At 35.0% G+C, this 23,390-nt stretch carries 24 protein-coding genes and 1 riboswitch; of the genes, 8 read left to right on the top strand and 16 right to left on the bottom strand.

What is annotated here, in order from left to right; all coding sequences use genetic code 11:
- The first annotated feature begins 329 nt into the window (after positions 1 to 329).
- A riboswitch (FMN riboswitch) is annotated at positions 330 to 456 on the top strand.
- Between the two features lie 250 nt (positions 457 to 706).
- Positions 707 to 1,588: a DMT family transporter gene (locus A6B44_RS08835; RefSeq protein ID WP_218061367.1), complete on the top strand. Its 882-nt coding sequence runs from the start codon at positions 707 to 709 to the stop codon at positions 1,586 to 1,588.
- Positions 1,589 to 1,655: 67 nt separating this feature from the next.
- Here A6B44_RS08835 and cgtA read toward each other — a convergent pair whose 3' ends face one another.
- From cgtA to A6B44_RS08805, 6 genes are all read right to left on the bottom strand, one after another.
- Positions 1,656 to 2,822: an Obg family GTPase CgtA gene (cgtA, locus tag A6B44_RS08830; protein ID WP_090922056.1), complete on the bottom strand. Its 1,167-nt coding sequence runs from the start codon at positions 2,820 to 2,822 to the stop codon at positions 1,656 to 1,658.
- A gap of 14 nt (positions 2,823 to 2,836) precedes the next feature.
- Positions 2,837 to 3,763, bottom strand: a complete 927-nt coding sequence (locus tag A6B44_RS08825) for a DMT family transporter (RefSeq protein WP_090922054.1) — start codon at positions 3,761 to 3,763, stop codon at positions 2,837 to 2,839.
- Positions 3,764 to 3,836: 73 nt separating this feature from the next.
- Positions 3,837 to 4,094, bottom strand: coding sequence for a 50S ribosomal protein L27 (gene rpmA, locus A6B44_RS08820; protein ID WP_090922052.1), 258 nt, complete (start codon positions 4,092 to 4,094; stop codon positions 3,837 to 3,839).
- Positions 4,095 to 4,114: 20 nt separating this feature from the next.
- On the bottom strand, positions 4,115 to 4,426 hold the full coding sequence (rplU, locus tag A6B44_RS08815) for a 50S ribosomal protein L21 (protein ID WP_090922050.1): 312 nt from the start codon (positions 4,424 to 4,426) through the stop codon (positions 4,115 to 4,117).
- A 224-nt stretch (positions 4,427 to 4,650) separates the two neighbouring features.
- A complete protein-coding gene (gene rlmB, locus A6B44_RS08810) occupies positions 4,651 to 5,394 on the bottom strand; it encodes a 23S rRNA (guanosine(2251)-2'-O)-methyltransferase RlmB (RefSeq protein WP_090922049.1) in 744 nt (247 codons plus the stop codon).
- Positions 5,394 to 7,250 (bottom strand): AMP-dependent synthetase/ligase, encoded by a 1,857-nt coding sequence (locus tag A6B44_RS08805; protein WP_090922047.1) that lies wholly within the window; start codon positions 7,248 to 7,250, stop codon positions 5,394 to 5,396. Before A6B44_RS08805 ends, rlmB begins: the two co-directional genes overlap by 1 nt.
- Before the next feature lie 407 nt (positions 7,251 to 7,657).
- On the opposite strand from A6B44_RS08805, the gene A6B44_RS08800 reads away from it, so the two are divergent.
- On the top strand, positions 7,658 to 8,029 hold the full coding sequence (locus A6B44_RS08800) for a hypothetical protein (RefSeq protein ID WP_090922045.1): 372 nt from the start codon (positions 7,658 to 7,660) through the stop codon (positions 8,027 to 8,029).
- Positions 8,029 to 8,697 (top strand): hypothetical protein, encoded by a 669-nt coding sequence (locus A6B44_RS08795; protein ID WP_090922043.1) that lies wholly within the window; start codon positions 8,029 to 8,031, stop codon positions 8,695 to 8,697. The genes A6B44_RS08800 and A6B44_RS08795 overlap by 1 nt, the downstream gene beginning before the upstream one ends.
- A 70-nt stretch (positions 8,698 to 8,767) precedes the next feature.
- Here A6B44_RS08795 and trmA read toward each other — a convergent pair whose 3' ends face one another.
- On the bottom strand, positions 8,768 to 9,859 hold the full coding sequence (gene trmA, locus A6B44_RS08790) for a tRNA (uridine(54)-C5)-methyltransferase TrmA (protein WP_090922041.1): 1,092 nt from the start codon (positions 9,857 to 9,859) through the stop codon (positions 8,768 to 8,770).
- A 66-nt stretch (positions 9,860 to 9,925) separates the two neighbouring features.
- On the bottom strand, positions 9,926 to 10,249 hold the full coding sequence (locus A6B44_RS08785; protein ID WP_090922039.1) for a MaoP family protein: 324 nt from the start codon (positions 10,247 to 10,249) through the stop codon (positions 9,926 to 9,928).
- 354 nt (positions 10,250 to 10,603) lie between these two features.
- On the opposite strand from A6B44_RS08785, the gene acpP reads away from it, so the two are divergent.
- The gene (acpP, locus tag A6B44_RS08780) at positions 10,604 to 10,834 is read left to right on the top strand and encodes an acyl carrier protein (RefSeq protein ID WP_090922038.1); all 231 of its coding nucleotides are present in this window, start codon (positions 10,604 to 10,606) and stop codon (positions 10,832 to 10,834) included.
- A 109-nt stretch (positions 10,835 to 10,943) separates the two neighbouring features.
- On the opposite strand, the gene tusA is transcribed toward acpP, so the two are convergent.
- Positions 10,944 to 11,183, bottom strand: a complete 240-nt coding sequence (tusA, locus tag A6B44_RS08775) for a sulfurtransferase TusA (protein ID WP_090922036.1) — start codon at positions 11,181 to 11,183, stop codon at positions 10,944 to 10,946.
- 173 nt (positions 11,184 to 11,356) lie between these two features.
- Between tusA and dnaA the strand changes: the two genes are divergently transcribed.
- From dnaA to A6B44_RS08755, 4 genes are all read left to right on the top strand, one after another.
- Positions 11,357 to 12,697, top strand: a complete 1,341-nt coding sequence (gene dnaA / locus A6B44_RS08770) for a chromosomal replication initiator protein DnaA (RefSeq protein WP_090922034.1) — start codon at positions 11,357 to 11,359, stop codon at positions 12,695 to 12,697.
- Between the two features lie 9 nt (positions 12,698 to 12,706).
- Entirely contained in the window at positions 12,707 to 13,810 is a 1,104-nt protein-coding gene (gene dnaN / locus A6B44_RS08765; RefSeq protein WP_090922032.1) for a DNA polymerase III subunit beta, read from the top strand.
- A 10-nt stretch (positions 13,811 to 13,820) separates the two neighbouring features.
- Positions 13,821 to 14,918 carry a DNA replication/repair protein RecF gene (gene recF / locus A6B44_RS08760; protein WP_090922030.1) on the top strand — a complete coding sequence of 366 codons (1,098 nt, stop codon included), beginning with the start codon at positions 13,821 to 13,823 and terminating at the stop codon, positions 14,916 to 14,918.
- Between the two features lie 95 nt (positions 14,919 to 15,013).
- Positions 15,014 to 16,570, top strand: a complete 1,557-nt coding sequence (locus A6B44_RS08755) for a glycosyltransferase (protein ID WP_090922028.1) — start codon at positions 15,014 to 15,016, stop codon at positions 16,568 to 16,570.
- 58 nt (positions 16,571 to 16,628) lie between these two features.
- On the opposite strand, the gene A6B44_RS08750 is transcribed toward A6B44_RS08755, so the two are convergent.
- From A6B44_RS08750 to gpsA, 7 genes are all read right to left on the bottom strand, one after another.
- Positions 16,629 to 16,937, bottom strand: coding sequence for a PTS sugar transporter subunit IIB (locus tag A6B44_RS08750; protein ID WP_090922026.1), 309 nt, complete (start codon positions 16,935 to 16,937; stop codon positions 16,629 to 16,631).
- Between the two features lie 183 nt (positions 16,938 to 17,120).
- The gene (mutS, locus tag A6B44_RS08745; RefSeq protein WP_176673501.1) at positions 17,121 to 19,685 is read right to left on the bottom strand and encodes a DNA mismatch repair protein MutS; all 2,565 of its coding nucleotides are present in this window, start codon (positions 19,683 to 19,685) and stop codon (positions 17,121 to 17,123) included.
- Between the two features lie 45 nt (positions 19,686 to 19,730).
- On the bottom strand, positions 19,731 to 20,405 hold the full coding sequence (gene rpe / locus A6B44_RS08740; protein ID WP_090922024.1) for a ribulose-phosphate 3-epimerase: 675 nt from the start codon (positions 20,403 to 20,405) through the stop codon (positions 19,731 to 19,733).
- A 56-nt stretch (positions 20,406 to 20,461) separates the two neighbouring features.
- Positions 20,462 to 20,935, bottom strand: coding sequence for a transcription elongation factor GreB (greB, locus tag A6B44_RS08735; RefSeq protein ID WP_090922022.1), 474 nt, complete (start codon positions 20,933 to 20,935; stop codon positions 20,462 to 20,464).
- Positions 20,935 to 21,399 (bottom strand): hypothetical protein, encoded by a 465-nt coding sequence (locus A6B44_RS08730; RefSeq protein ID WP_090922020.1) that lies wholly within the window; start codon positions 21,397 to 21,399, stop codon positions 20,935 to 20,937. The genes greB and A6B44_RS08730 overlap by 1 nt, the downstream gene beginning before the upstream one ends.
- A gap of 61 nt (positions 21,400 to 21,460) precedes the next feature.
- Positions 21,461 to 22,255: a serine O-acetyltransferase gene (gene cysE / locus A6B44_RS08725; protein WP_176673500.1), complete on the bottom strand. Its 795-nt coding sequence runs from the start codon at positions 22,253 to 22,255 to the stop codon at positions 21,461 to 21,463.
- Between the two features lie 7 nt (positions 22,256 to 22,262).
- The gene (gene gpsA / locus A6B44_RS08720; RefSeq protein ID WP_090922016.1) at positions 22,263 to 23,309 is read right to left on the bottom strand and encodes an NAD(P)H-dependent glycerol-3-phosphate dehydrogenase; all 1,047 of its coding nucleotides are present in this window, start codon (positions 23,307 to 23,309) and stop codon (positions 22,263 to 22,265) included.
- Positions 23,310 to 23,390 lie beyond the last annotated feature (81 nt).

Here is a 23,390-nt window from a genome sequence, read left to right as displayed (position 1 = left end):
ATCCTCGCTTTGCTTTGAAAGCTGGAGGTAGCTCGTTAATAGCATCATTAGTTGGATATATTTTCAAGGGGTATGTTCCAATAGAAATTACTTTATTTGGAGTAACTGGCTTTCTAATTTATGTTCTGTACTTACTTCTTATTGAAAACTAAACAAGTTACATCAATGCCTAGCAAAACTGTTGAACTTAATACCACTTTGATAGTATTTTATTCGGACTCAAGAAACAAAATAGTAGATATAAGTAAAACTAATAAAATTTATCTGAAAACCATATAACTAGAATAATTATTGACTTTTTAACAAAATACTTCCAAAATTAGCATATATTTAATCTTCAGGGCAGGGTGAAATTCCCGATCGGTGGTGATAGTCCACGAGCGGAAGCGAAAGCGGATGCAGGAATAAGTGAAATTCTTATACCGACAGTTAAAGTCTGGATGGAAGAAGAAAAACAAATAGAAATTAATACACTTGAGTTCTCTCAAGTGTTTTTCTGTATGCTTTCTAATGCCTTGAGATCTTAGGATTTCAGGGCATTTTTATTTTTCTTAACTTTGTATCAATTGTTTTTAAAGCAATGGGTAAAAGCGAAGAAGAATAGTATCTGCTATCCCTAGCCCATAAACCGATTAAATTAAAAACTGACATTTTTAGGTTATGGTAAAAACCATAAAAAATTTATATCTTCATATAAGGAATAATTATGAAAAGCAGTAATTCTTTACTCGGCGGGCTATTTATGGTTCTAGCGGGTCTTCTTTTTGCTATCACAAATACCAGTGTGCAATATTTAAGCTCAACTATTGATCCCTCTGCCATCGCGTTTTTCCAATATGCGTTAGCCTTTATTTTTATTATTCCTTTTCTGGGAATAAGAGGAAGTAAAAAAGCCATAAACTCCAAGCACCGACTATTGCATTTTGTCCGAGTAGCATTTTCTGTCTTTGGGGTGCAACTTTGGACTTATGGACTGGCTTATGTACCAATTTGGCAAGCTATTGCGTTAGTAATGCTTTCACCTCTTTTTACTACTATTGGTTCTGGTTTATTCCTAAAAGAAGATGTAAGTAAAATCCGCTATATTGCAACGTTAATTGGTTTATTAGGTGGCTTTATTATTCTTTCACCTTGGTCTGATGATTTTAATATTTATGCGTTCTTACCTATTGCAGCAGCAGTATTCTGGTCATTTGCTTCACTTATTACTAAATATACCTCAAAAGATGATAACCCTATTACTATTGTTGCTTATTTATTGGTGTTATTACTACCAGTAAATTACCTATTTGGTTATTCTCATATTTTAATGCCGAGTGATTTATCAACTTGGGGTATTTTGATTTTATTAGGTGCTGTAACTGCAATGGCTCAATTTGCTATTGCGAAATCCTATAATCTTGCCGATGCTTCTTTTGTACAACCTTTTGATCATTTAAAACTGCCATTTAATGTATTAGCTGGTTGGTTAGTGTTTGGCTATCTTCCACCGGGAGAATTATGGATTGGTGCAGCATTAATTATCTTTGCTGTTACAATGGTTTCTCGTGTTGAAAAGTATAAAAAAGAGATAGATATATCAAACTAAGCGGTTAGATGTGCGTTAAAATTTGCAAAATCCCTCTTAAGGTAATCATTAAGAGGGATTTTGAATATTAAGGTCTATAAATAATTTCTACACCTTCATCATCTTCTTCTGTCCAATCGTCATCCCAATCATCTTCAGTAATTGGATTTTGAATGGCTTGGTTATGGTATTCTTCCCATTTGAACTCCACTTCCTCTTTGGCTTTTTCCTCTTCTTCAACTTCTCGAGGATTAGCTTCAATAAAGTCCATAATGCTGTTGGTTAATGTAGATACATTGTGACCTGTTGCTGCAGAGATAATGTAATAATCTCCTTCCCAACCAATTTGTTCAATAATCTCTTTCGCTCTTTGCTGTGCGTCTTCTTCGCCAATAACATCACATTTATTAAACACTAACCATTGAGGTTTATCTGCAACTTTTTCACTATATTGAAAAAGTTCTGATTCAATAATGGTAATATTATCTGCAGGATTTGTTTCATCAATTGGCACAATATCTACTAAATGAAGTAATATACGACAACGTTCTAAGTGCTTTAAGAAACGAATACCTAAGCCTGACCCTTCTGCAGCACCTTCGATCAATCCAGGAATATCTGCAACCACAAAACTACGATCACCGCTAACACGAGCCACACCTAAACTTGGAACAAGTGTTGTAAATGGATAATCGGCTACTTTAGGTTTGGCTGCTGAAATGGCACGAATAAAGGTTGATTTGCCCGCATTGGGTAAACCTAACATTCCAACATCAGCAAGTAACATCAATTCGAGCATTAAATCTCGTTTTTCACCCTCTGTACCATTAGTTTTTTGACGAGGAGCACGATTAACCGAAGATTTAAAACGTGCATTACCTAAACCGTGAAAACCACCTTTGGCAATCAATAATTTCATTCCGTGTTTGGTTAAGTCTCCAATCACTTCTTTAGTATCATTATCTATTGCACGAGTTCCAACAGGTACACGTAATGTAATATCTTTACCTCTTGCCCCCGTACAATTTGAGCTACGTCCATTCTCACCACGTTCTGCAGCAAAGCGTTTAGTAAAGCGGTAATCAACTAATGTATTTAAATTATCATCTGCAATCAAGTAAACATCACCACCATCACCACCATCACCACCATCAGGACCACCTTTTGGGATGTATTTTTCACGGCGGAAACTGACACAACCATTTCCACCATCTCCAGCTTCAATTCTTACTAGAGCTTCATCAATAAATTTCATTTTTACTCCTAAAATTATTTTATTCTATTCTTTTTGATTAACTTATGTCCAAGTACTGAGATAATTGTACCTGAAACTACAATAAATGCACCGATATAACTTAAAAAACTCATTTCAGGATTGGCAAATATGTCAGGAAAAGAATAATAACCTATATTTGAAAAAAACATTGTAAAAATTGGAATGAGTACCGTAATTGCACTGACTTTTGATGCATCCCAATTATTAAGTGCTTCCGCATAAGCACCATAACCAATTAAGGTATTTAAGCAACAAAAAATAAAACAACCTAATGTAAATCCACTTAACTCACTAAATTGGTTAGGTGTGGCAAAACCACTGAAGACAATTGCACACCCCATATAAATGATGAACAAAATTTGTTGCGAACTAAATCGTGCTAACAATAATTTTTGTGAGATTGCATATAATACCCAGATAGAAGATGCACCCACACCAAATAATATGCCTAATGCATAGTCGCCAAGTTGTAATATTTCTTCAAACTGTTGATGAAAAAAAGTAATTAATCCAATAATTAATAATATTGAACCAATTTTTTGGTGTAAACCAAAACTTTCTCGGAAAAGTAATACACTAACAATCATCATTATAAAGGGAGATAATTGACTTAAAACTTGTGTGGTTGTTGGGGAAATATATTGTAATGCTGAACTAAATAAGAAAAAATTGGCGGAAAGCCCAATAATACCAAATAAAATCCACTTATATTGCCTAAAAGATAAACTTGTTAATTTGGGTAATTTTTTAGTCAATCCCAATATAATAAATAAACCTAAGCCTGCAACTAAGAAACGATACCAAACTATAGTAGTAGGTGTCATTACAGCTAATACTTTTTGTACCGCAATAGGTACAGCTCCCCACATTGAGGTAGCAAGTAATGCCAATAAAAATCCAATTATGGGTCTTTGTTTCATATACTCTCTTTTCTTAAATCCTATAAAAAAACCCCGCATAAAGTGCGGGGTCATTTATTCTTTACTTTGAAAACTACTCAGCGTCAATGCTCACAAATTTGCGATTTTTGTCACCTTTCACTTCAAATTTAACTTTACCATCTGCTGTTGCAAATAATGTATGGTCACGTCCCATACCTACGTTTGTTCCAGCGTGGAATTTAGTACCACGTTGACGAACAATAATACTTCCCGCTAATACAGATTCACCACCGAAACGTTTAACACCAAGGCGTTTAGATTCAGAATCACGACCGTTACGAGTTGAACCACCTGCTTTTTTAGTTGCCATCTACTTGATCTCCTCTGAAATTATGCTGTAATCCCAGTGATTTTCACTTCTGTGAACCACTGACGATGACCTTGTTGTTTACGGCTATGTTTACGACGACGGAACTTAACGATTTTAATTTTATCGCCACGACCGTGTGAAACAACTTCTGCTACTACTTTGCTACCAGCAACTACTGGTGCACCAATTTGGATATCTTCACCATTAACGACCATTAACACTTTGTCAAACTCAACTGTTTCACCAGTTGCAACTTCAAGTTTTTCTAAACGAATTACTTGACCTTCGCTTACTCGGTGTTGTTTGCCGCCACTTTGGAAAACTGCGTACATATATACTCCGCTAAATTATGCGTTCGCATTCTGTTTCTAATTAACTTGCTACTAACATTTTTAAATCATTAAAATAGGTCGCCAATTCTACGCAAAAAAAGAGTTAAGAGCAAGATCGTTTTTAGATTATTTTGATAATTTATGAAAAATAATAGCTAAGCGGTCACTTACTCTTAATTTTTTGCAAATTCTTGCCTGTAAGTTACCGCTTACTTTTGAGAAGTTTAATTTTTTAACGTTAAATTTTGACGTACAATTTCAAAAAGACAAATCCCTGTCGCAACAGACACATTTAATGAAGAAACTGAGCCCGCCATTGGAATGCTGATCAGTTGATCGCAATGTTCTCGAGTTAAACGGCGCATTCCTTCCCCTTCTGCACCCATCACTAAAGCAACAGCACCCGTTAATTTGGCTTGATAAAGATTTTCAGTGGCTTCACCGGCTGTGCCAACGACCCAAATATGCTTTTCTTTAAGCTCTCTGAGTGTACGAGCCAAGTTGGTCACTCGAATTAATGGAACAGTTTCTGCCGCCCCACAAGCAACTTTACGAGCAACAGAAGTCAGCTGTGCTGATTTGTCTTTTGGTACAATCACCGCATCAACGCCAGTGGCATCAGCTGTTCGTAAACACGCACCAAGATTATGAGGGTCTGTGATACCATCAAGCACCAATAAAAAAGGTGGTGCTTTTTGTTCTAATAAATTTGCTAAATCTTGTTCATTAAGTTCTTTTGTTGGCACGACTCGAGCGATAATACCTTGATGTACTTCGCCTTGTGCTTTTTTGTCTAAGGTATTACGATTTAACCATTGAATCGAAATACCGTAATTATTTAATTGTTGCAATAATGGTTGTAGGCGTTTATCTTCACGCCCTTTTAAAACAAAGACCTCAATTAAACGCTCTGGGGTATTTTTTAAAAAGGATTCAACAGAATGAATGCCATAAATATGTTCGCTCACTATTTTTTATCATCCTCTTTTGGTAAGTTTTCTTCGCTATTTTTAGCTTCTTCTTTTTTATTAGGAGAAAAATATTCGTTATACATTTCTTCAATATGGTGTTTATAACGCTCTAAAATCACTTTACGACGTAATTTTAAGGTTGGCGTAATTTCTTCCATTTTGGCACTAAACTCTTCTGAAAGTAAGGTGAATTTTTTGACCTGTTCAAAATGGGCTAACTCTTTTTGTAATTCATTAATACGCGTTTCAAAAAATTGAATAATTTCAGAGTTTTTAATAAGTTCTAAACGATCTTGGTATTTAATATTAAGCTGTTCAGCTAAATCTTCTAATGCCTCAAAACTTGGTACTACTAAGGCGGATACATATTTTTTAGCATCAGCAACTACGGCTATTTGCTCAATAAATTTATCTTTTCCAATTTTGCCTTCAATATATTGAGGTGCAATATATTTACCATTTGAAGTTTTCATTAGTTCTTTAAGGCGATCGGTAATGTATAAATTGCCGTATTCATCAATTTCACCTGCATCACCTGTTTTTAAGAAGCCATCTTCAGTAAAACTTGCTGCTGTTTCTTCAGGTTTCTTGTAATAACCTTTCATTACAATACCACCTCGTACCAAAATTTCATTTTCCTCACCAATTTTGATCTCTACATTTGGCATTACTTTACCGATAGAGTTACTTTTAAACCCTTTTTGTTCCCAACAAGAAATCGTGGCAGTCGTTTCTGTCATTCCATAACCCGTAATGATATTAATTCCAATAGAATGAAAAAATTCCGCAATGGAAGGTTCTAATTTTGCACCACCACAAGGTAACATACGAACTCGCCCACCCAGTAACGATCTGAGTTTAGATAATACCAGTTTATCGGCTAATTTATAACGTACTTTTAACCATTTAGAATGGTGCTTACGTTGTAAACTTTTTTCTCCGATATTGATTGCCCAATTAAATAATTTTTTACGGTATTTTGGTGCTTTATCTACTTTATCCCAAATTGCTGAGTACATTTTTTCATATAAACGAGGAACCGCACACATTAAGGTTGGCTGTGTTTCAGCTAAAGCAGAACGTACTTCATTAGTATCTTCTAAATAACAAATGATGGCTCCTCTATGTAGCATATAGGCCGACCAAGCACGTTCATAAACGTGAGAGAATGGCAAGAAAGCCAAAGAAACATCATTATGATCAATAGGAAGTAACGCAAGATCGTGACTTTGAAATTGATGAGCCAAATTTGAATGCGTCAGCATTACACCTTTCGGTTCACCAGTGGTGCCAGAGGTATAAATCAGGGTAAACAGATCGTCTAAGTTTTTAGTTGCAATACGTTGTTCAAAGTCTTGTTTATTGGCATTTTCACCTAATGCAATAAAATCATTCCATTCTATAATTAAATCATTGGCTTGGTATTGTAATCCCTCTTTCATTAACACAATTTTTGTTAATGTCGTACAATTTTCCGCAACACTTAAAATCGCATCCAGTTGAGGTTGATCACCCACAAACAAGATTTCTACATCTGCATTATTGATAATATATTCTGCTTGCTTAGGCGTATTTGTTGCATAAATAGGTACCGTAATTGCACGTAATTGCAAGGTGGCAATATCAACAATTGTCCAATTTGGCATATTTTGTGCAAAAATCCCCACTTTATCCTGAATGCCAATATTTTGGCTCAGTAAGGCTAAAGAGAGTTGATCTAATTTTTGCTGAAACTCACCCCAAGAAATATCTTGCCAAGTTTCATTTTGTTTAAAACGTAGCACACTGCGTTCAGGGTGTTCTAAGGCTTGTTGACGGACACGGTTGATGATATGGAGATCTTGTAAGTTCATAGTATTATCTGTATTAAAAATCTAGCTTAAAAAACGTATGCAATATAACGTTTTCTTACAAAAAAAGCGAGTAAATGTTAACTTTAAATAAGATAATTTGCTGTTTTATGCTTTTTCATAAAATAGAATAACGGTTTTTATTATGAAAATTTGCAAATTTTTCAGTTAATGTACCCGCTTTGTATTTATATCAATCACAGAACAGTCCAAACACTGATCACTGAGCCTGTCGAAGTGTTAGGTGTTTTAGTTTTGCACTAAATTAGTTTATTGAGTGTTATTTTTCAATACTTCATCAGCAAAATAATTTCAAATTTCTGATAAAACTAAATACAAAAAACTTGCCAAATCGTTTTTTTTTTGTACATTTAGGTTGTCTTTTAACCTAAAAATAAGTGAGTATTATTATGAATATTAAAAAATTATCTGTTATTGGTATTTTAGCTTTTTTAAGTTTGAATGTTAGTTATGCTAGTAAAAGTGCAAATGTATGTATTGTTAGTGCTAAATTTGCTCAAATAGCAATGGCTGGCAGACAAGAGGGGGCTTCTAGAAAAGAAATCCAAAAAGAGATGGATAGAATTCTTAAAATAGTTAAACAATCAGGTTTAAGCAAAGAAGAAATAGGATTTTTAATAGAAATGGCGCCTGTTTATCCATTAGATGTATCACAAGTTAAAATTGGAAAAACAAAAAAAGAAAAAAGAAAAATAGTTGCAGATTATATGAAGCTAAGAGAGAAAGACTGTAATACTGCATTGAAAGAGATGTCTAAGTAATGAAATATATTGCTTCCATTATTATCGTTCCCCTTTTATCTCAAGTTGCTTTAGCAGAAGATGAATGTAAGTTGTTGGGTGAGGCTGCTGACAATGTTTTATATGAACGATTGTTTTATAAAAAAACACTAAAACAGCAAAAGAAACGTTTTCGTCAATTTTTCTCTGAAAGTAAAAAAGGTGAATACGATAGATTTTTTTCAAAACAAATTGAAAAAATGCTTGCTGATGCCTATCACATAAAAGGTAATGTTGATCTAAGTGAAATGGTTGATGTAATAGATAATTTTCGTCAAACTCAAGAAGCTCATTGTAGAAAAGCTAGAAAAGTATTTATCCAAAAACAAAATGAGAGAATAAAGTCTCAACCTGCGTATGTTGTTGATTGGGGTTATGATTTCTCAGGTGATAATCGACTTTGGGGAAGAAATTCAGTAAAACTCAATAATGGTAGGAGTGTTTATATGTGGCTAGAAAAACAATCCTATGGTATGAAATGCTATACCTTAAATATACAAGGTTCATTTTATGGTAGTGCTTCATTATGTGAAAATGAAATCAAGCCTTATAGTCATTGGTCTGCTTCTTGTGGTAATGGACAATTCTGGCTGAAAGGTAACCACGTTGATGTTGTTAAGCAAATTATTCGTAAATGTGGGAATAACTAAGAGAGTAACCGCTTATTTATCATAGATACGATAAGTAAGCGGTCACATATATAATAAAATTTGCAAATTTTTATTTTCTAATTAACCAAACACCACTTTCAATATGATCCGTATAAGGGAATTGATCGAACAGTGCACATCGCTCAATGCGATGGGTTGTGCAAAGTTGCTGTAAATTATCTACAAGAGTATGAGGGTTACAAGAGATATATAAAATACGCTCATAATTTTGTACTAAATTTAAGGTATCTTGATCTAATCCTGCTCGAGGTGGGTCAACTAAAATTGTATTACAGTTGTAATCTGAAAGTTGCACGTCTTTCAAGCGGTAAAAACCACGTACACCATTCAACGCTTGCGTAAATTCTTCCGCTGACATTCTGATAATTTGTAAGTTATCAATTTGATTTTGTTCAATATTATACTGTGCGGAGGCAACCGATGATTTAGAAATTTCCGTTGCTAATACTTTTCTAAATTGGCTGGCAAGTGCTATGGAGAAGTTGCCATTTCCACAATAAAGCTCTAATAAATCCCCTTCGCTATTTGCGGTACAACTTCTTGCCCACTCTAACATTTTTATATTTATTTTTGCATTAGGCTGAGTAAAACTATTTTCTACTTGGCGATAAATATATTCCTTATTATCAATGGTTAATTTTTCTTCGACATAATCACGATCAACCACAATTTTTTGCTTTGTGGCACGTCCCACCAATTGAACATCAAAACCCTGTTGAATTAAATTTTGTTTAAGTAATTTGGCTTGTGCTGTCCACTCATCATCTAATTTTTTATGGTACAACATTGATACCACAATTTGTCCACTTAATGACGTAAGGTAATCCACTTGAAATAAACGATGTCTTAATACGTCATTGGTGCGAATTTCATCTAATAATGCTGTCATCATTTGATTAATTAGCTGACTACCAATCGGAAATTGATCGACTCGATAGCGTTGTTTGGTTTGTTGATCAAACATTATGTGATAAAGATCGTCATCATTATGCCAAATGCGAAATTCTGCACGTAGACGGAAATGGCGTGTTTCAGATTCAAAAGCTTCGATACAAGGAGGATTAAAAGGAGCAAGTAAAGCGGTCAGATTTGCCACTTTTTTTGCAAATAATTGAGGATATTGTTCAATGGGTAATGTCATAAAATGTCTATCTCAGGCGGTTAATTATGTATAAAAAAGCGAAACATCCTTTTAGCTAATTTTAGGTTAGTCAGATAAATCTTCCGTATCACTGCCAAGATTATCTGCAAGTGTATATAAACGCTTCGAGAGGTTTATTTTGGTACGGTATTTTATCCATACTTTTTCTAAAGGCGTTTCTGCTTCACGTTCTTTTTTTATTACGGATACAAACTGTTTTTCCTCTGTTGTTTTTGCTTCTCGCTCGCCTAATTCTAAGGCTAAGCAGGCTTGACCGAATTGTTCTAAAAGTTGAGACTCAAAAATAGTATAATCACCTTGACGTGAAAAGCCTCTTGGATAATTTTTATCGTCAAAAAAACGACGAGTAACTTTAAAACTTTCTGCCATAACATTCCTCCTGATTGTATAATTTAACAAAAACAGGAGAATTAAAACAACTTTAGAAAATAAGTCAATTGTTTTCATACTTAGATCTGTTGTGTATGGCGATTATTTGAGTAATTTTTAGCTTTTTTTATAAAAACGAGACTTTCATCAAAAATCAACTATGGATCAACACAATACATAATGGTAGAATTACTGTGCTTTTTCGTTCAAACCGTGGGGCGAATTATTTTTATTAAACGGTGCGAGGAAAAGCGTAGCTGATTGGACTTCCTATGAAAAAAGTTGCAATCAGTTAAATTTTCTTTACACTATACATTTTCGCAGTTAGGCGAATTCATACATAGGAAACAAAAAATGAGCATTGAAGAACGCGTAAAAAATATCATTGTTGAACAACTTGGCGTTAAAGAAGAAGACGCAAAACCAGAAGCATCATTTATTGATGATTTAGGTGCAGATTCTTTAGATACTGTTGAGTTAGTAATGGCTTTAGAAGAAGAATTTGATATTGAAATTCCAGATGAAGAAGCTGAAAAAATTACTACTGTTCAATCTGCGATTGATTACGTTCAAAACAATCAATAAGATTACAACAAGGCGGTCAAATTGGCCGCCTTTGTTTTATTTAATTTACTTAAAAATTTTCCATTCTCATAAATTTGAATCAATCTTATCAGTGATTTAATTTTTCTCTTTAAATACCTTTTTTTATCCAATATTGATATGGCAGTGTTTCGGTTTGAGCCTCTAGCAATTGATGTTGCATAAATTCACAGAAACTAGGAATATCACGAGTTGTGGCAGGATCGTCGGCATCCACCAGTAAAATTTGCCCTTTTTGCATATTTCTAATGGTTTTGCGTACTAGCATAATAGGTTCTGGGCATCGCAGACCTAAGGTATTTAATGTTTGGTTACAAGTCAGTGTTTTCAATTTTTCTCTCTGTATAATTAATAGTGTGATAAAAATATGTTATCAATTTTTAAGTCAATAAGCGGTGCGATTGATCAAAAAATTTGTAAAAAATAATAAGGATTTTCATCATATTTTGAGGTATCATATGAGATCTTTTTAGATCGATTTTTATTATTTTTTTGGAGTAACTCGTGTCTTCTCTTTGGCGTGACAGTTTAGAACATTTGCAAACAAAAGTATCCTCATCGGAATTTAACACTTGGTTGCGCCCATTACAAGCAACATTAGAGAACAATGAACTGACATTATATGCTCAGAATCCATTTGTTGCCAATTGGGTGCAGGAAAAATTTATGTCTGACATTACAGAGTTAGTTCGTTTTTTATCTAAAAATGAGCAGCTTAATGTGGTGATTAAAATGGGGCTGAAACCAAAAGAGACGGAGATTATTAAGCAGAGCAATATACCCTCATCAGAAATGAAAGAGGGTAACCATTATTCGACCATAAAAACGGGGTTACAGGAAGGTTTAACCTTTGATAACTTTGTGCAGGGTAAATCAAATCAGATGGCAAAATCTATTGCTGAACTTGTGGTTGATAATGTTGGGGAAAGTCATTGTAATCCATTTTCGCTTTATGGTGGCACTGGTTTGGGTAAAACCCATCTTTTACACGCCATTGGTAATGAAATTCTTAAAAAGAATCCTAAAGCAAAAATTGTGTATATCCACTCTGAACGTTTTGTTCAGGAGATGGTGAAAGCATTAAAAAGTAATTCGATTGAGAAATTTAAGAATTTTTACCGTTCTCTTGATGTGTTGATGATTGATGATATTCAATTTTTTGCCAATAAAGAGGCTTCTCAAGAAGAGTTTTTTCATACGTTTAATACGTTATTTGAACGCAGTAAACAGATTATTGTTGCCTCAGATGTATTCCCTAAAAATATTCAAAATATTGAAGAGCGCATTCGTTCTCGTTTAAGTTGGGGAGTGAATGCCGCTATTGAACCACCTGAACTTGAAACCCGAGTCGCCATTTTAATGAAAAAAGCGGAAGAGCGAGGGGCGTCTTTAAGTGAAGATGTGGCTTTTTTCCTTGCTCAAAAGTTGCGTACTAATGTAAGGGAATTAGAAGGCGCATTAAATAGAGTGATTGCGTGGCGAAAATTTACTAAGCGTCCAATTACTATTGATGCAGTCCGTGAAGCATTAAAAGACTTAATTTCATCTTACGAGCATTTAGTGACTATTGAGAATATTCAAAAAATCGTCGCAGAACGTTATAATATAAAAATTTCAGATTTAAAATCTAAAAGTCGTAAGCAGATGTTTGCTCGACCTCGTCAAATAGCAATGGCATTGGCGAAAGAATTAACCAATCACAGCTTACCTGAGATTGGGCGTGAGTTTGGTGGTAAAGATCATACTACTGTGATGCACGCAATAAAAAGAGTTAATGAGTTAATGGATTCTGATAGCAGTCTTCGAGAAGATTACACTAATTTAACGCGGAAATTATCATCCTAAGGAATTGTTATGCAATTTACTATTACACGTGAAAAATTATTAAAACCATTACAACAGGTTTGTAGTGTTTTAAATAGTCGTCCAACTTTGCCTATAATTGGCAATGTTTTACTGGAAATTAAAGGTAATCAACTTTTTCTTACCTGTACAGATTTGGAGGTTGAATTAACAACCCAAGCTGAATTAACGGAGAGTTTACCTTCTGAGGCAAAATTCACTATTCCAGCAAGAAAATTTTTAGATATATGTAAAAGTTTACCAGAGGATAGTGTAATTGCTATTAAATTTGAAGAGGGGCGAGCGTTAATACAGGCCTCTCGTAGTAAGTTTAATTTAGCTACTTTACCTGCGAGTGATTATCCAAGTTTAATGGATTGGAATCCTGAGGTTGATTTTAATATAGCGCAAGCTACTTTAACTCGTTTAATTGAAGCAACGCAGTTTTCTATGGCAAACCAAGATGCACGTTATTTTTTAAATGGAATGAAGTTTGAAACGGAAGGAAATCTACTACGTACTGTTGCAACGGATGGACATCGTTTAGCGGTTTGTACAATGCCTTTAGAGCAGGAGTTACCAAGTCATTCCGTGATAGTACCTCGTAAGGCAGTGATTGAGCTTTCTCGTTTATTAATTTCAAGTGATGAGGCTGTGCGTCTTGAAATCGGTTCAAATCATATTCGTATTTCTATGAATAACATTGTATTTACGTCCAAATTGATTGATGGTCGTTTCCCTGATTATCGCCGAGTATTACCTCGTAATGCAGATCGCATTTTAGAATCGGATACAGAGGTGTTGAAACGTGCATTGGTTCGTGCTGCCATTCTTTCTAATGAGCGTTTCAGAGGTGTTCGTTTGGTATTGACTAATAATTTACTTAAAATTACAGCAAATAACCCAGAACAAGAAGAAGCAGAAGAAATTATTGACGTTGCTTACCAAAATATAGAAATGGAAGTAGGTTTTAATGTGAGTTATTTATTAGATGTACTGAATGCCTTGAAGTGTGAGCGTGTTCGTATTAATTTGGTGGATTCTGCATCAAGTTGCTTAATTGAAGATTGTGATAATAATACGGCAGAATATGTCATTATGCCAATGCGTTTGTAATCTTTAAACAATGTCTTTAAGTCGTCTTATTGTTCAGAACTTTAGAAATCTTAATACCGTGGATCTTGAATTGAGCCACGGTTTTAACTTTTTGGTGGGAGAAAATGGCAGTGGCAAAACAAGTTTGCTAGAGGCCATTTTTTATTTAGGACATGGGCGCTCATTTAAAAGTAATGTTAGTAATCGTATTATTAATTATGCGAGTGAGGATTTTGTTTTACACGGTAAGATAGAAGAAGCTAAGCACAGTTGGAGTGTTGGATTACAAAAAAAACGACAGGGTGACACTCTGCTGAAAATAAATGGTGAAGATGGTAATAAAATTGCTGATTTGGCTCATTTGTTACCAATGCAGATTATTATGCCTGAGGGTTTAACGTTATTAAATGGTGGGCCTAGCTACCGTCGGGCTTTTCTTGATTGGGGATTATTTCATTTATATGCTAACTTTTATTCTTATTGGACAAATTTAAAACGCTTGTTAAAGCAGCGAAATGCGTTGTTGGGGCAAGTTCACCACTATCAAGAACTTCATCATTGGGATACAGAATTAGTTAAACTTGCACAAATTGTGAGTGAAATGCGAGCAGACTATGCGGAAATGCTACGTCCTGAAATTGAAAAGACTTGTCACTTTTTTTTACCAGAGTTAGACATTTCAGTGGCTTTTTATCAAGGTTGGAATAAAGAGCAACAGTATGCAGATATTTTAGCACAAGGTTTTGAGCGAGATAAAGCCATTGGTTATACAATGATTGGACCTCAAAAAGCCGATTTTCGCTTTCGAGCCAATGGGTTACCTGTAGAAGATGTCCTTTCAAGAGGGCAGTTAAAATTATTGATGTGCGCATTACGTTTAGCTCAAGGGGAGCATTTAGTCAGACAAAAAGAGCGTCAATGTTTATTTTTAATTGATGATTTTGCTTCAGAATTAGATCCTAATAAAAGAGAATTGCTTACTCACCGCTTAAGAGAGAGCCAATCACAGGTTTTTATTACCGCAATTACGAAAGAACAGTTGCAATATATGGATTGGCATAACAATAGTGCTGATAAGTTATTTGCAGTTAAAGAGGGAAATCTTACTCTTTTAGATTCTCTTGGTTAATCGGTTTAAGCGGTCACTTGTTACTAAAAATTTGCAAATAATATTGAATTGATTAGAATTATCGTAACAATTAGATTTTATTTGGAAGAATCATTATGAGTATTCAGCATTCTCATCGTAAAAAACACTATTTTTTCTTATTTGGTGGTGTTTTTATTGAGCCAACAGCCATTGAAATACAAGCTTGTATTCGAGCAAAATTATTTAAAAAATATCTTAATATTACTCCCACTTTTATTACCCATGGTTACCATCCTGCATTGAAACAGAATCAAATGGAAGTAATGGAGCGTTTGCAAATTGAGGAAGATATCCCCATTTTTAGTTTATTTGATTTTTATTGTGATAAACAGCAACCTGCTGAAAAAGTTCGTCAATTTGTACTCTATGAAGATTCCAATTTACGCTATGAAAAAGATAAAAATGATGTAAATGCAAGTTGGGCATTTTTAGGCGAACAGTTGCAAATGTATATAGAGAATTATCCAAATACTCAGCAAATTCATTATATTAATTATGTGAATCATATATCTAATGATATTGAAGTAATGAAACGTGATACTTATGATCCACAGGGATATTTAGCTTCAACAGGTGTAGTAGAGCCAACCACAAAAGAAGAGATTGTGACTTATTTTTTAGATAGAGACGGGAATCAGCGAGTTACTCTCTATTTTACATTATCAGGTGTAGAGAAAAAAATTGTTAAAATATACATTTCAAATAAACAAGGAAGAGTAACACATATTTTTAATTCAAAAGAAGATCTGGTGGTGGATTTTATACAGAAATTAGCAGATTTATATCCTGATGATGAATTGTGTTTTGTTACAGAGCATCCTATTTATTATAAAGCCTTGAAAGTGCTACAACATCCAAATGTCAAAATTATTTCTGTTTTACACCTTACTCATACGATTGAACCCACAGTAGAGGATTCTCCTTTTAATAGGTATTTTTCTCCTCTTGTGGAAGAGCTTCATAATCCAAAATTTCAAACGGTGGTTTTGACGGAAGCACAGAAGCAAGATATTGAGGCAAGGGTGGGACGTTCAGAGAATCTACACTGCATACCTAATACGTTAAACTATCAGGTAAAACCTCAAGATTTTTCGCAACGAGATCGTTTTTTATTAACCGCATTTGCTCGATTGGAACCTCAAAAGCGACTTGATAAAATGATTGATATGTTTGCTTTAGTACATCAATCGATACCTCAAGCAAAATTAGAGATATATGGTGTTGGACGGCTACAGGAGCAGTTACAGGCACAGATTGATCGTTTATCGTTACAAAATGTGGTACACCTTAAAGGGTTTATCAATAATCCGTATTCGGTATTTGAACGAGCGGGTTTAGCATTGCTGACTAGTCATTATGAAGCATTACCCCTTGTGATTATGGAAAGCTTATCAGCAGGTTGTCCATTTATTAGCTTTGATATTAAATATGGCCCTTCAGAAATGATCATAGAAGGTGAAAATGGCTATTTAGTTCCAGAAAATGATATACAAATGATGGCAGAGAGAGTTATTCATTTATTAAGAGATCCTCAGTTACATCAACAGATGAGCGAAAATGCGTGTAAAGCAAATAAAGGGTTTTTAATGGAGGCTGTAGCAGAGCAATGGCGAAAACTATTAGCCACATAGCCACATCGTCTACTTTCATCGATAAAAAAACCTCTTTTTTTGAAAGAGGTTTCTGTTTTTATATCTGTGTTTTTATTATTTCAGTAAGACGTATAGCTCCCGAGCCAACAATAACTTGTAAACCATTGTGTCCCTCTTTTATATTACCTTTTGAGCCTAACTGAGTAAGTTTTGCTTTATTGACGAGGGATCTATCTTTCAGTATTACACGTAATCGAGTAAGACAGGCATCAATGGTTTCAATATTAGCGACTCCACCTAAGGCATCTATCAACTGTGAGGCTTTCTCTTCTTGAGTGAGTTGTACATTATTGTCTATTTTTGATTTTTTACTAAAAGGACATTTTAGATAGTTAAGAATACTCATATTTACTCCTTGTATTGGATTTTATTAAAAATGGGGAAATTTTGAACACAGTATTCTGCCACTTAATCATAGAAAAGGATAGTTAAGAACAGGAGAATAAAATTATTTTTTGATCTGGATCACAAAATAATTTTCATTCTCCATTTTGTTATTTTAGAGTAAAACCATCAACTTTTGCTGTATTTATAATTTATCTTTTAATTTATACAGAGCATCCAACGCTTGTCGTGGTGTAAGTTCATCAGGATTAATATTTTGTAGCATTTCTAATGCAGGAGGAGTATCCATAATGATGTTATTTGGTATTTCAAACAAACTTTCTTGTGGATTTTTATCTAAATCAACGGTTTGATGTGAAATTTGTTCTAAAGTTGCTAATTTTTGTTTAGCTAACTTAACCACTTGTTTAGGTACACCAGCCAAAGAAGCCACTGCTAAGCCGTAACTTTTACTCGCCGCCCCCTCTTGTACTGTGTGCATAAACACAATATTATCATTATGTTCACGGGCATCTAAATGCACATTTGCCACCCCTTTTAATTGTTCAGGTAAACTGGTCAATTCAAAATAATGGGTTGCAAATAAGGTTAAAGAACGTGTTTTTTGAGCCAACCATTCAGCACACGCCCACGCCAATGATAAACCGTCATAAGTAGATGTTCCTCGCCCTATTTCATCAATCAATACTAAGCTATTAGCGGTGGCTTGATGGAGAATATTTGCCATTTCTGTCATTTCCACCATAAAGGTTGAGCGACCAGAGGCAAGATCATCAGAGGCACCAATACGCGTAAAAATACGATCAATAGTGCCAATTTCGGCACTTTCTGCAGGTACAAAACTTCCGATATGAGCCATTAAAGTAATCAGAGCGATTTGTCGCATATAGGTACTTTTACCGCCCATATTGGGACCTGTTACCACTAACAAATGACGTTGTTCATTTAAGAAAACGGGATTGGCAATAAAAGGGGCTTTTAGTACATTTTCAACCACTGGGTGGCGACCTTGTTTAATGTTAATGGTGCGATTGGCGGTAAAAGTTGGTGCCACATAATCCAAACTTTCTGCTCGTTCGGCAAGATTAGTTAGCACGTCTAATTCACTTAAAATCATACTCGCTAACTGTAATTCACCTAAACGTGGTAGAAGCTGATCAAACAGTTCTTCATAAAGACGTTTTTCTAATGCGAGCGATGCCCCTTTTGCTTTCAATACTTTATCTTCATAGGTTTTTAATTCAGGGATAATATAACGCTCGGCATTTTTTAAGGTTTGACGACGTACATAATGAATTGGGGCATTATGGCTTTGTGCTTTACTGATTTGAATATAATAGCCGTGTACGGCATTAAAACCAATTTTTAAGGTATCAATACCCGTTGTTTCTCGTTCACGAATTTCTAAATCGTCAAGATATTGTGTTGCTCCATCAGCAAGGGAACGCCATTCGTCTAATTCGGCATTATAGCCTGTGGCAATTACACCCCCATCTCGCACTAATTGTGGCGGAACCTCAATAATCGCCCTTTCCAATAAAGAATGTAGATCGCTAAAATCAGCAATTTGATTGATATTGAGGGTTAAACTAGCGGTTAGATTTTGGGTAAAATTTACAATTTGTGGAATTTGAGCCAACGCAGTGCGTAAGCGAGTTAAATCTCGAGGACGTGCTGAACGCAGGGCAACACGTGCCAAAATTCGTTCCATATCACCCACTTGTTGTAGCAAGGGTTGTAATGTGTCGATTAAATGATGATCGAGCAAGGTTTGAATATTTTGCTGACGGTTTTTTAATTTTTCGACATCACGAATAGGTTGATGAATCCAGCGTTTTAATAAACGACTTCCCATTGAGGTAACACAATGATCCAATACGTGAGCAAGGGTGTTTTCTGTTCCCCCTGCTAAATTTTGGGTTAATTCTAAATTACGGCGAGTGGCGGCATCTAATAAAATTGTATCGCTATTTTGAATTAGATGAATGCTGTTAATATGAGGTAGTGCAGTGCGTTGTGTTTCTTTGGCATATTGTAATACACAGCCAGCAGCACACAGTGCAACAAGAGATTTTTCAACGCCAAAGCCTTTTAAATCTTGCGTACCAAATTGACGATTAAGTAAATTAATTGCGGTGACTAATTCAAATTCCCAAATCGGACGACGACGTAACCCTTTATAATGCTCAATCAAATCCATTTCAGAAAAGGTTTCAGGGTATAAAATTTCAGCAGGTTGAGCTCTCTGTAACTCCGCACTTAAGCTTTCACGATTAGGTAATTCATTGATTAAAAAACGCCCTGATGTCATATCCAATAACGCCAGTGCATAAATACCATTTTCTACATAAACACTCGCCACAAGGTTATCTTGGCGCTCTGGTAACAAGGCTTCATCACTTACTGTTCCCGGTGTGACAATTCGCACCACTTTACGCTCAACAGGCCCTTTACTTGTTGCAGGATCGCCCACTTGCTCACAAATCGCAACCGACTCACCAAGATGTACTAATTTTGCTAAATAGCCCTCAATCGCATGATAAGGTACGCCAGCCATAGGAATTGGTTCACCAGCTGATTTCCCTCTTTTCGTTAAAGAAATGTCCAGTAATCTTGCCGCTTTTTTCGCATCATCATAGAACAATTCATAAAAATCTCCCATACGATAAAACAACAAAACATCAGAATGCTCTGCTTTTAAAGTGAGATATTGCTTCATCATAGGGGTGTGATTTGTGAATTCTGTCATACTGTTTTACTCTGATTTTAATAAGTTTATGAATGAGATATATGTTTAAATATTCGTTAACTGTTGACGAATTTCATCAATTACAGCTTTATAATCAGGTTGATCAAAAATTGCTGAACCTGCGACAAACATATCTGCACCTGCTTTTGCGATTTCAGCAATATTATTAACTTTGACACCACCGTCTACTTCCAAACGAATATCGAAACCACTTTCATCAATCATTCTACGAGCTTGCTTTAATTTTTCCAAAGTCGCTGGAATAAAAGATTGTCCACCAAAACCTGGATTGACTGACATTAATAGAATTACATCCACTTTATCCATCACATAATCTAAATAGCTTAATGGTGTTGCAGGGTTAAAGACTAAGCCTGATTTACAGCCATTATCTCGAATCAGTTGTAGAGTACGATCAATGTGTATCGCAGCTTCTGGATGAAAAGTAATATAATCTGCTCCTGCGTGTGCAAATTCAGGAATTAAACGATCCACAGGGCTTGCCATTAAATGCACATCGATTGGAGCGGTTATGCCGTAATCTCTCAATGCTTTACAAATCGCAGGACCAAAAGTTAAGTTTGGTACAAAATGATTATCCATTACATCAAAGTGGATCACATCAGCCCCTGCATTTAATACATTTTTTACATCATCACCTAATCGAGCAAGATCAGCCGACAGAATGGAAGGGGCAATTAAAAAGGGTTTGTGGTTCATTTTTTTCTCCAAAATAATTAAACTGGGATTATAGATAAAAGAGTATTGTTCAATACTTACTTATACCAAATTTTATTTACATAAAGGGTAACTTTGCCAGATGGTGTTTCCACTTTTACTTCATCATCAACTTGTTTACCAATTAAGGCTCTTGCAACAGGAGAATCAATAGAAATCCAATGCTTAGCAGGATCAAATTCATCACAACCTACAATGCGGTATTGATTGATTTCACCTTCTTCATTTTCAAGTTCAACCCAAGCACCAAAAAAGATTTTACCTTCTTGAGAAGGAGAATAATCAACAATTTTTAAGACATCTAAGCGTTTACTTAAAAACCTTACTCGACGATCAATTTCACGTAAGCGACGTTTTCCATAAATATATTCCGCATTCTCACTACGATCTCCCAATGCCGCCGCATCAGATACAGCTTGAGTGACTTGAGGGCGCTCTATTTTCCATAAAAATTTCAGCTCTTTCTCTAAAGTATGCCATCCTTCACGAGTAATATAAGGAGATTTTGCCATTATAGATAGCCTTCCTCAATTTTTGTTTTTGGCTTTTGCTCTGGTTGTTTATCTGTTTCAAGTTGGTCTAAAAACTCTCCCAATTTATCCATATGTTTTTTTAATGGTTCAGTTACTTTATTGACATCAATTTCATTGATTTTATCGGCTAACTGCTCAGTCACTTGCTCCATTTTTGTTCCCATTACATCTGCTAACTTATTTGCCGCATCAAGGGTGGCAATTTTTGCTTCTTCCACTTTTTGATCATAGTTTTGAGTTTTGTTTTTATTAGTGGATTGATGTTCAGTGTTTTCGGCTTCATTTTTTGCAAATTTTTGATCAGATGTAACCGCTTGTTTTTCAAACTCTTCTTGAGTTTTCTCAATGTGTGGTTGTTCGATTTTTGTTATGGTTTTCTGTTCATCTTTACATCCAGTTAAAGCAAAACCTGAAAGTATTAGTACCATTAATATTTTTTTCATTATCTATTTCTCTTGTTGAAAGATACAGGATGCACTCTGTTTCTATGGTGTTGTATAAATTTTATTCATCATCACAATTAAAATCTTGATTCATTTCAAATGCAGGTTTTTGAGATTGTGAGTGACTAATTACTTTTGCAGGAACACCTGCTACAGTGGTATTTTCAGGCACTGCTCTTAATACTACAGAATTAGCGCCAATTTTAGCATATTTTCCAATTTCTATATTACCTAAAATTTTTGCCCCTGCTCCAATCATCACACCTTCTCGTATTTTAGGATGACGATCGCCTGTTTCCTTACCTGTTCCTCCTAGTGTCACACCTTGTAAAATAGAGACATCATTTTCTATTACAGAGGTTTCTCCCACAACAATTGCTGTGGCGTGATCGAGCATTATACCGTAACCAATTTGGGCAGCAGGGTGAATATCCACATCAAAGGCGACAGAGATTTCATTTTGTAAATAAATGGCTAAGGCATAGCGACCTTGTTGCCATAAATAATGGGTAACTCGATAACTTTGTAAGGCGTGAAAACCTTTTAAATAAAGTAATGGCGTACTTAATAATTTAACCGCAGGATCTCGTGTTTTTACCGCTAATAAATCTTGTGTTGCACTATCAGTAATTTGAGGATCGGCTTGATAAGCCTCTTCAATAATCTCTTTTAATGCAATAGCAGGCATAATTGAATTAGATAATTTATTGGCTAAAATATAACTTAATGCGTCACCTAAATTATTATGCTTTAAAATAGTAGAATGAAAAAAACTGGCGAGCATTGGCTCTTGCTCAGCAAGTGATTTCACTTCTTGGTGAATATTATTCCACAATTTTTCTGGTTGTTGTTTCATTACCATTTCACTTTTTTATTTGTTTAAATGATTCTACTTTACGTTCACGTCCAAGTAGCATTGCCACACCTTTTCTGATGTGTGCTTTGGTATCTTGACCACAAAATAGCATTTGATAAAGTTGCTCTACAATTGGCATTTCAATATTGTGTTTTTGTGCTAATAAATAGGCCTCTTTGGTATTATAGTATCCTTCCACCACTTGTCCTATTTCATTCATTGCTGCATCAACACTTTTTCCTTGTCCAACCATTAAACCAAAGCGACGATTACGAGACTGGTTATCGGTACAGGTAAGCATTAAATCACCAATCCCTGCCATTCCCATTAGACTGGTAGGATTGCCTCCTAATGCTACACATAATTGACTAATTTCTGCAATACCTCGTGTAATTAATGCTGTTCTTGCATTTGCTCCAAAACCTAAACCGTCAGAAAGACCTGCGCCAATAGCAATGACATTTTTAATGGCGCCGCCTAGTTGCACTGCGACCATATCATCATTGAGATAAACACGGAAGGCTTTCGAACAGTGAATACGTTGTTGCATTTCTTCTGCAAATTGGATATCCGTTGAGGCAAGGGAAATAGCGGTTGGTAAGCCTGCGGCTAATTCTTTTGCAAAAGTTGGACCAGATAGTACCGCTAGTGCGTGATCTTCACCTAAAATTTCATTTACGACACAATGCAATAATCGTCCTGTATTATGTTCTAAGCCTTTAGTTGCCCACATAATACGATGATCATCTTGAATAAAAGGCTTAATTTGTAAGAGCACATCATTAAATACGTGACTTGGCACAACAATCAAAATATCTTTTACGTTGTTTAATACTTTTTCTAAATTACTCTCTAATATTAAGTTATCAGGAAAAGGAATATCAGGTAAAAACTCTTGATTTTTTCTTTCGTGCTGCATTTTTTGTATTTTGTGTGGTGAATGTCCCCACAAATACGTTTTCTCACCTTGTTGAGAGAGGGCAATAGCTAATGATGTTCCATAAGAGCCAGCTCCTAAAACAGCAATAGGAGCAGTATAAAGTGATTTTTTCATTTGTTTGTCCATTATATGTCTAAAATATTGCTAAGTTTTGTACATTGAAAATTTGAATTGTGATATGTTACCATTAACGCG

Origin of the sequence: Pasteurella skyensis, assembly GCF_013377295.1 — a bacterium.
GTDB classification, from domain to species: Bacteria; Pseudomonadota; Gammaproteobacteria; order Enterobacterales; family Pasteurellaceae; genus Phocoenobacter; species Phocoenobacter skyensis.
Note: the sequence above shows the minus strand (reverse complement) of the source record. Positions and strands in the feature narration are given on the sequence as shown.

Bases quoted from the DNA above. Each gene is read 5' to 3' on its own strand.
- A6B44_RS08835 (WP_218061367.1), top strand. From the start codon at position 707: ATGAAAAGCAGTAATTCTTTACTCGGCGGGCTATTTATGGTTCTAGCG.
- cgtA (WP_090922056.1), bottom strand. From the start codon at position 2,822: ATGAAATTTATTGATGAAGCTCTAGTAAGAATTGAAGCTGGAGATGGT.
- A6B44_RS08825 (WP_090922054.1), bottom strand. From the start codon at position 3,763: ATGAAACAAAGACCCATAATTGGATTTTTATTGGCATTACTTGCTACC.
- rpmA (WP_090922052.1), bottom strand. From the start codon at position 4,094: ATGGCAACTAAAAAAGCAGGTGGTTCAACTCGTAACGGTCGTGATTCT.
- rplU (WP_090922050.1), bottom strand. From the start codon at position 4,426: ATGTACGCAGTTTTCCAAAGTGGCGGCAAACAACACCGAGTAAGCGAA.
- A6B44_RS08805 (WP_090922047.1), bottom strand. From the start codon at position 7,250: ATGAACTTACAAGATCTCCATATCATCAACCGTGTCCGTCAACAAGCC.
- A6B44_RS08800 (WP_090922045.1), top strand. From the start codon at position 7,658: ATGAATATTAAAAAATTATCTGTTATTGGTATTTTAGCTTTTTTAAGT.
- A6B44_RS08795 (WP_090922043.1), top strand. From the start codon at position 8,029: ATGAAATATATTGCTTCCATTATTATCGTTCCCCTTTTATCTCAAGTT.
- trmA (WP_090922041.1), bottom strand. From the start codon at position 9,859: ATGACATTACCCATTGAACAATATCCTCAATTATTTGCAAAAAAAGTG.
- A6B44_RS08785 (WP_090922039.1), bottom strand. From the start codon at position 10,249: ATGGCAGAAAGTTTTAAAGTTACTCGTCGTTTTTTTGACGATAAAAAT.
- acpP (WP_090922038.1), top strand. From the start codon at position 10,604: ATGAGCATTGAAGAACGCGTAAAAAATATCATTGTTGAACAACTTGGC.
- dnaN (WP_090922032.1), top strand. From the start codon at position 12,707: ATGCAATTTACTATTACACGTGAAAAATTATTAAAACCATTACAACAG.
- recF (WP_090922030.1), top strand. From the start codon at position 13,821: ATGTCTTTAAGTCGTCTTATTGTTCAGAACTTTAGAAATCTTAATACC.
- A6B44_RS08755 (WP_090922028.1), top strand. From the start codon at position 15,014: ATGAGTATTCAGCATTCTCATCGTAAAAAACACTATTTTTTCTTATTT.
- A6B44_RS08750 (WP_090922026.1), bottom strand. From the start codon at position 16,937: ATGAGTATTCTTAACTATCTAAAATGTCCTTTTAGTAAAAAATCAAAA.
- mutS (WP_176673501.1), bottom strand. From the start codon at position 19,685: ATGACAGAATTCACAAATCACACCCCTATGATGAAGCAATATCTCACT.
- rpe (WP_090922024.1), bottom strand. From the start codon at position 20,405: ATGAACCACAAACCCTTTTTAATTGCCCCTTCCATTCTGTCGGCTGAT.
- greB (WP_090922022.1), bottom strand. From the start codon at position 20,935: ATGGCAAAATCTCCTTATATTACTCGTGAAGGATGGCATACTTTAGAG.
- A6B44_RS08730 (WP_090922020.1), bottom strand. From the start codon at position 21,399: ATGAAAAAAATATTAATGGTACTAATACTTTCAGGTTTTGCTTTAACT.
- cysE (WP_176673500.1), bottom strand. From the start codon at position 22,255: ATGAAACAACAACCAGAAAAATTGTGGAATAATATTCACCAAGAAGTG.
- gpsA (WP_090922016.1), bottom strand. From the start codon at position 23,309: ATGAAAAAATCACTTTATACTGCTCCTATTGCTGTTTTAGGAGCTGGC.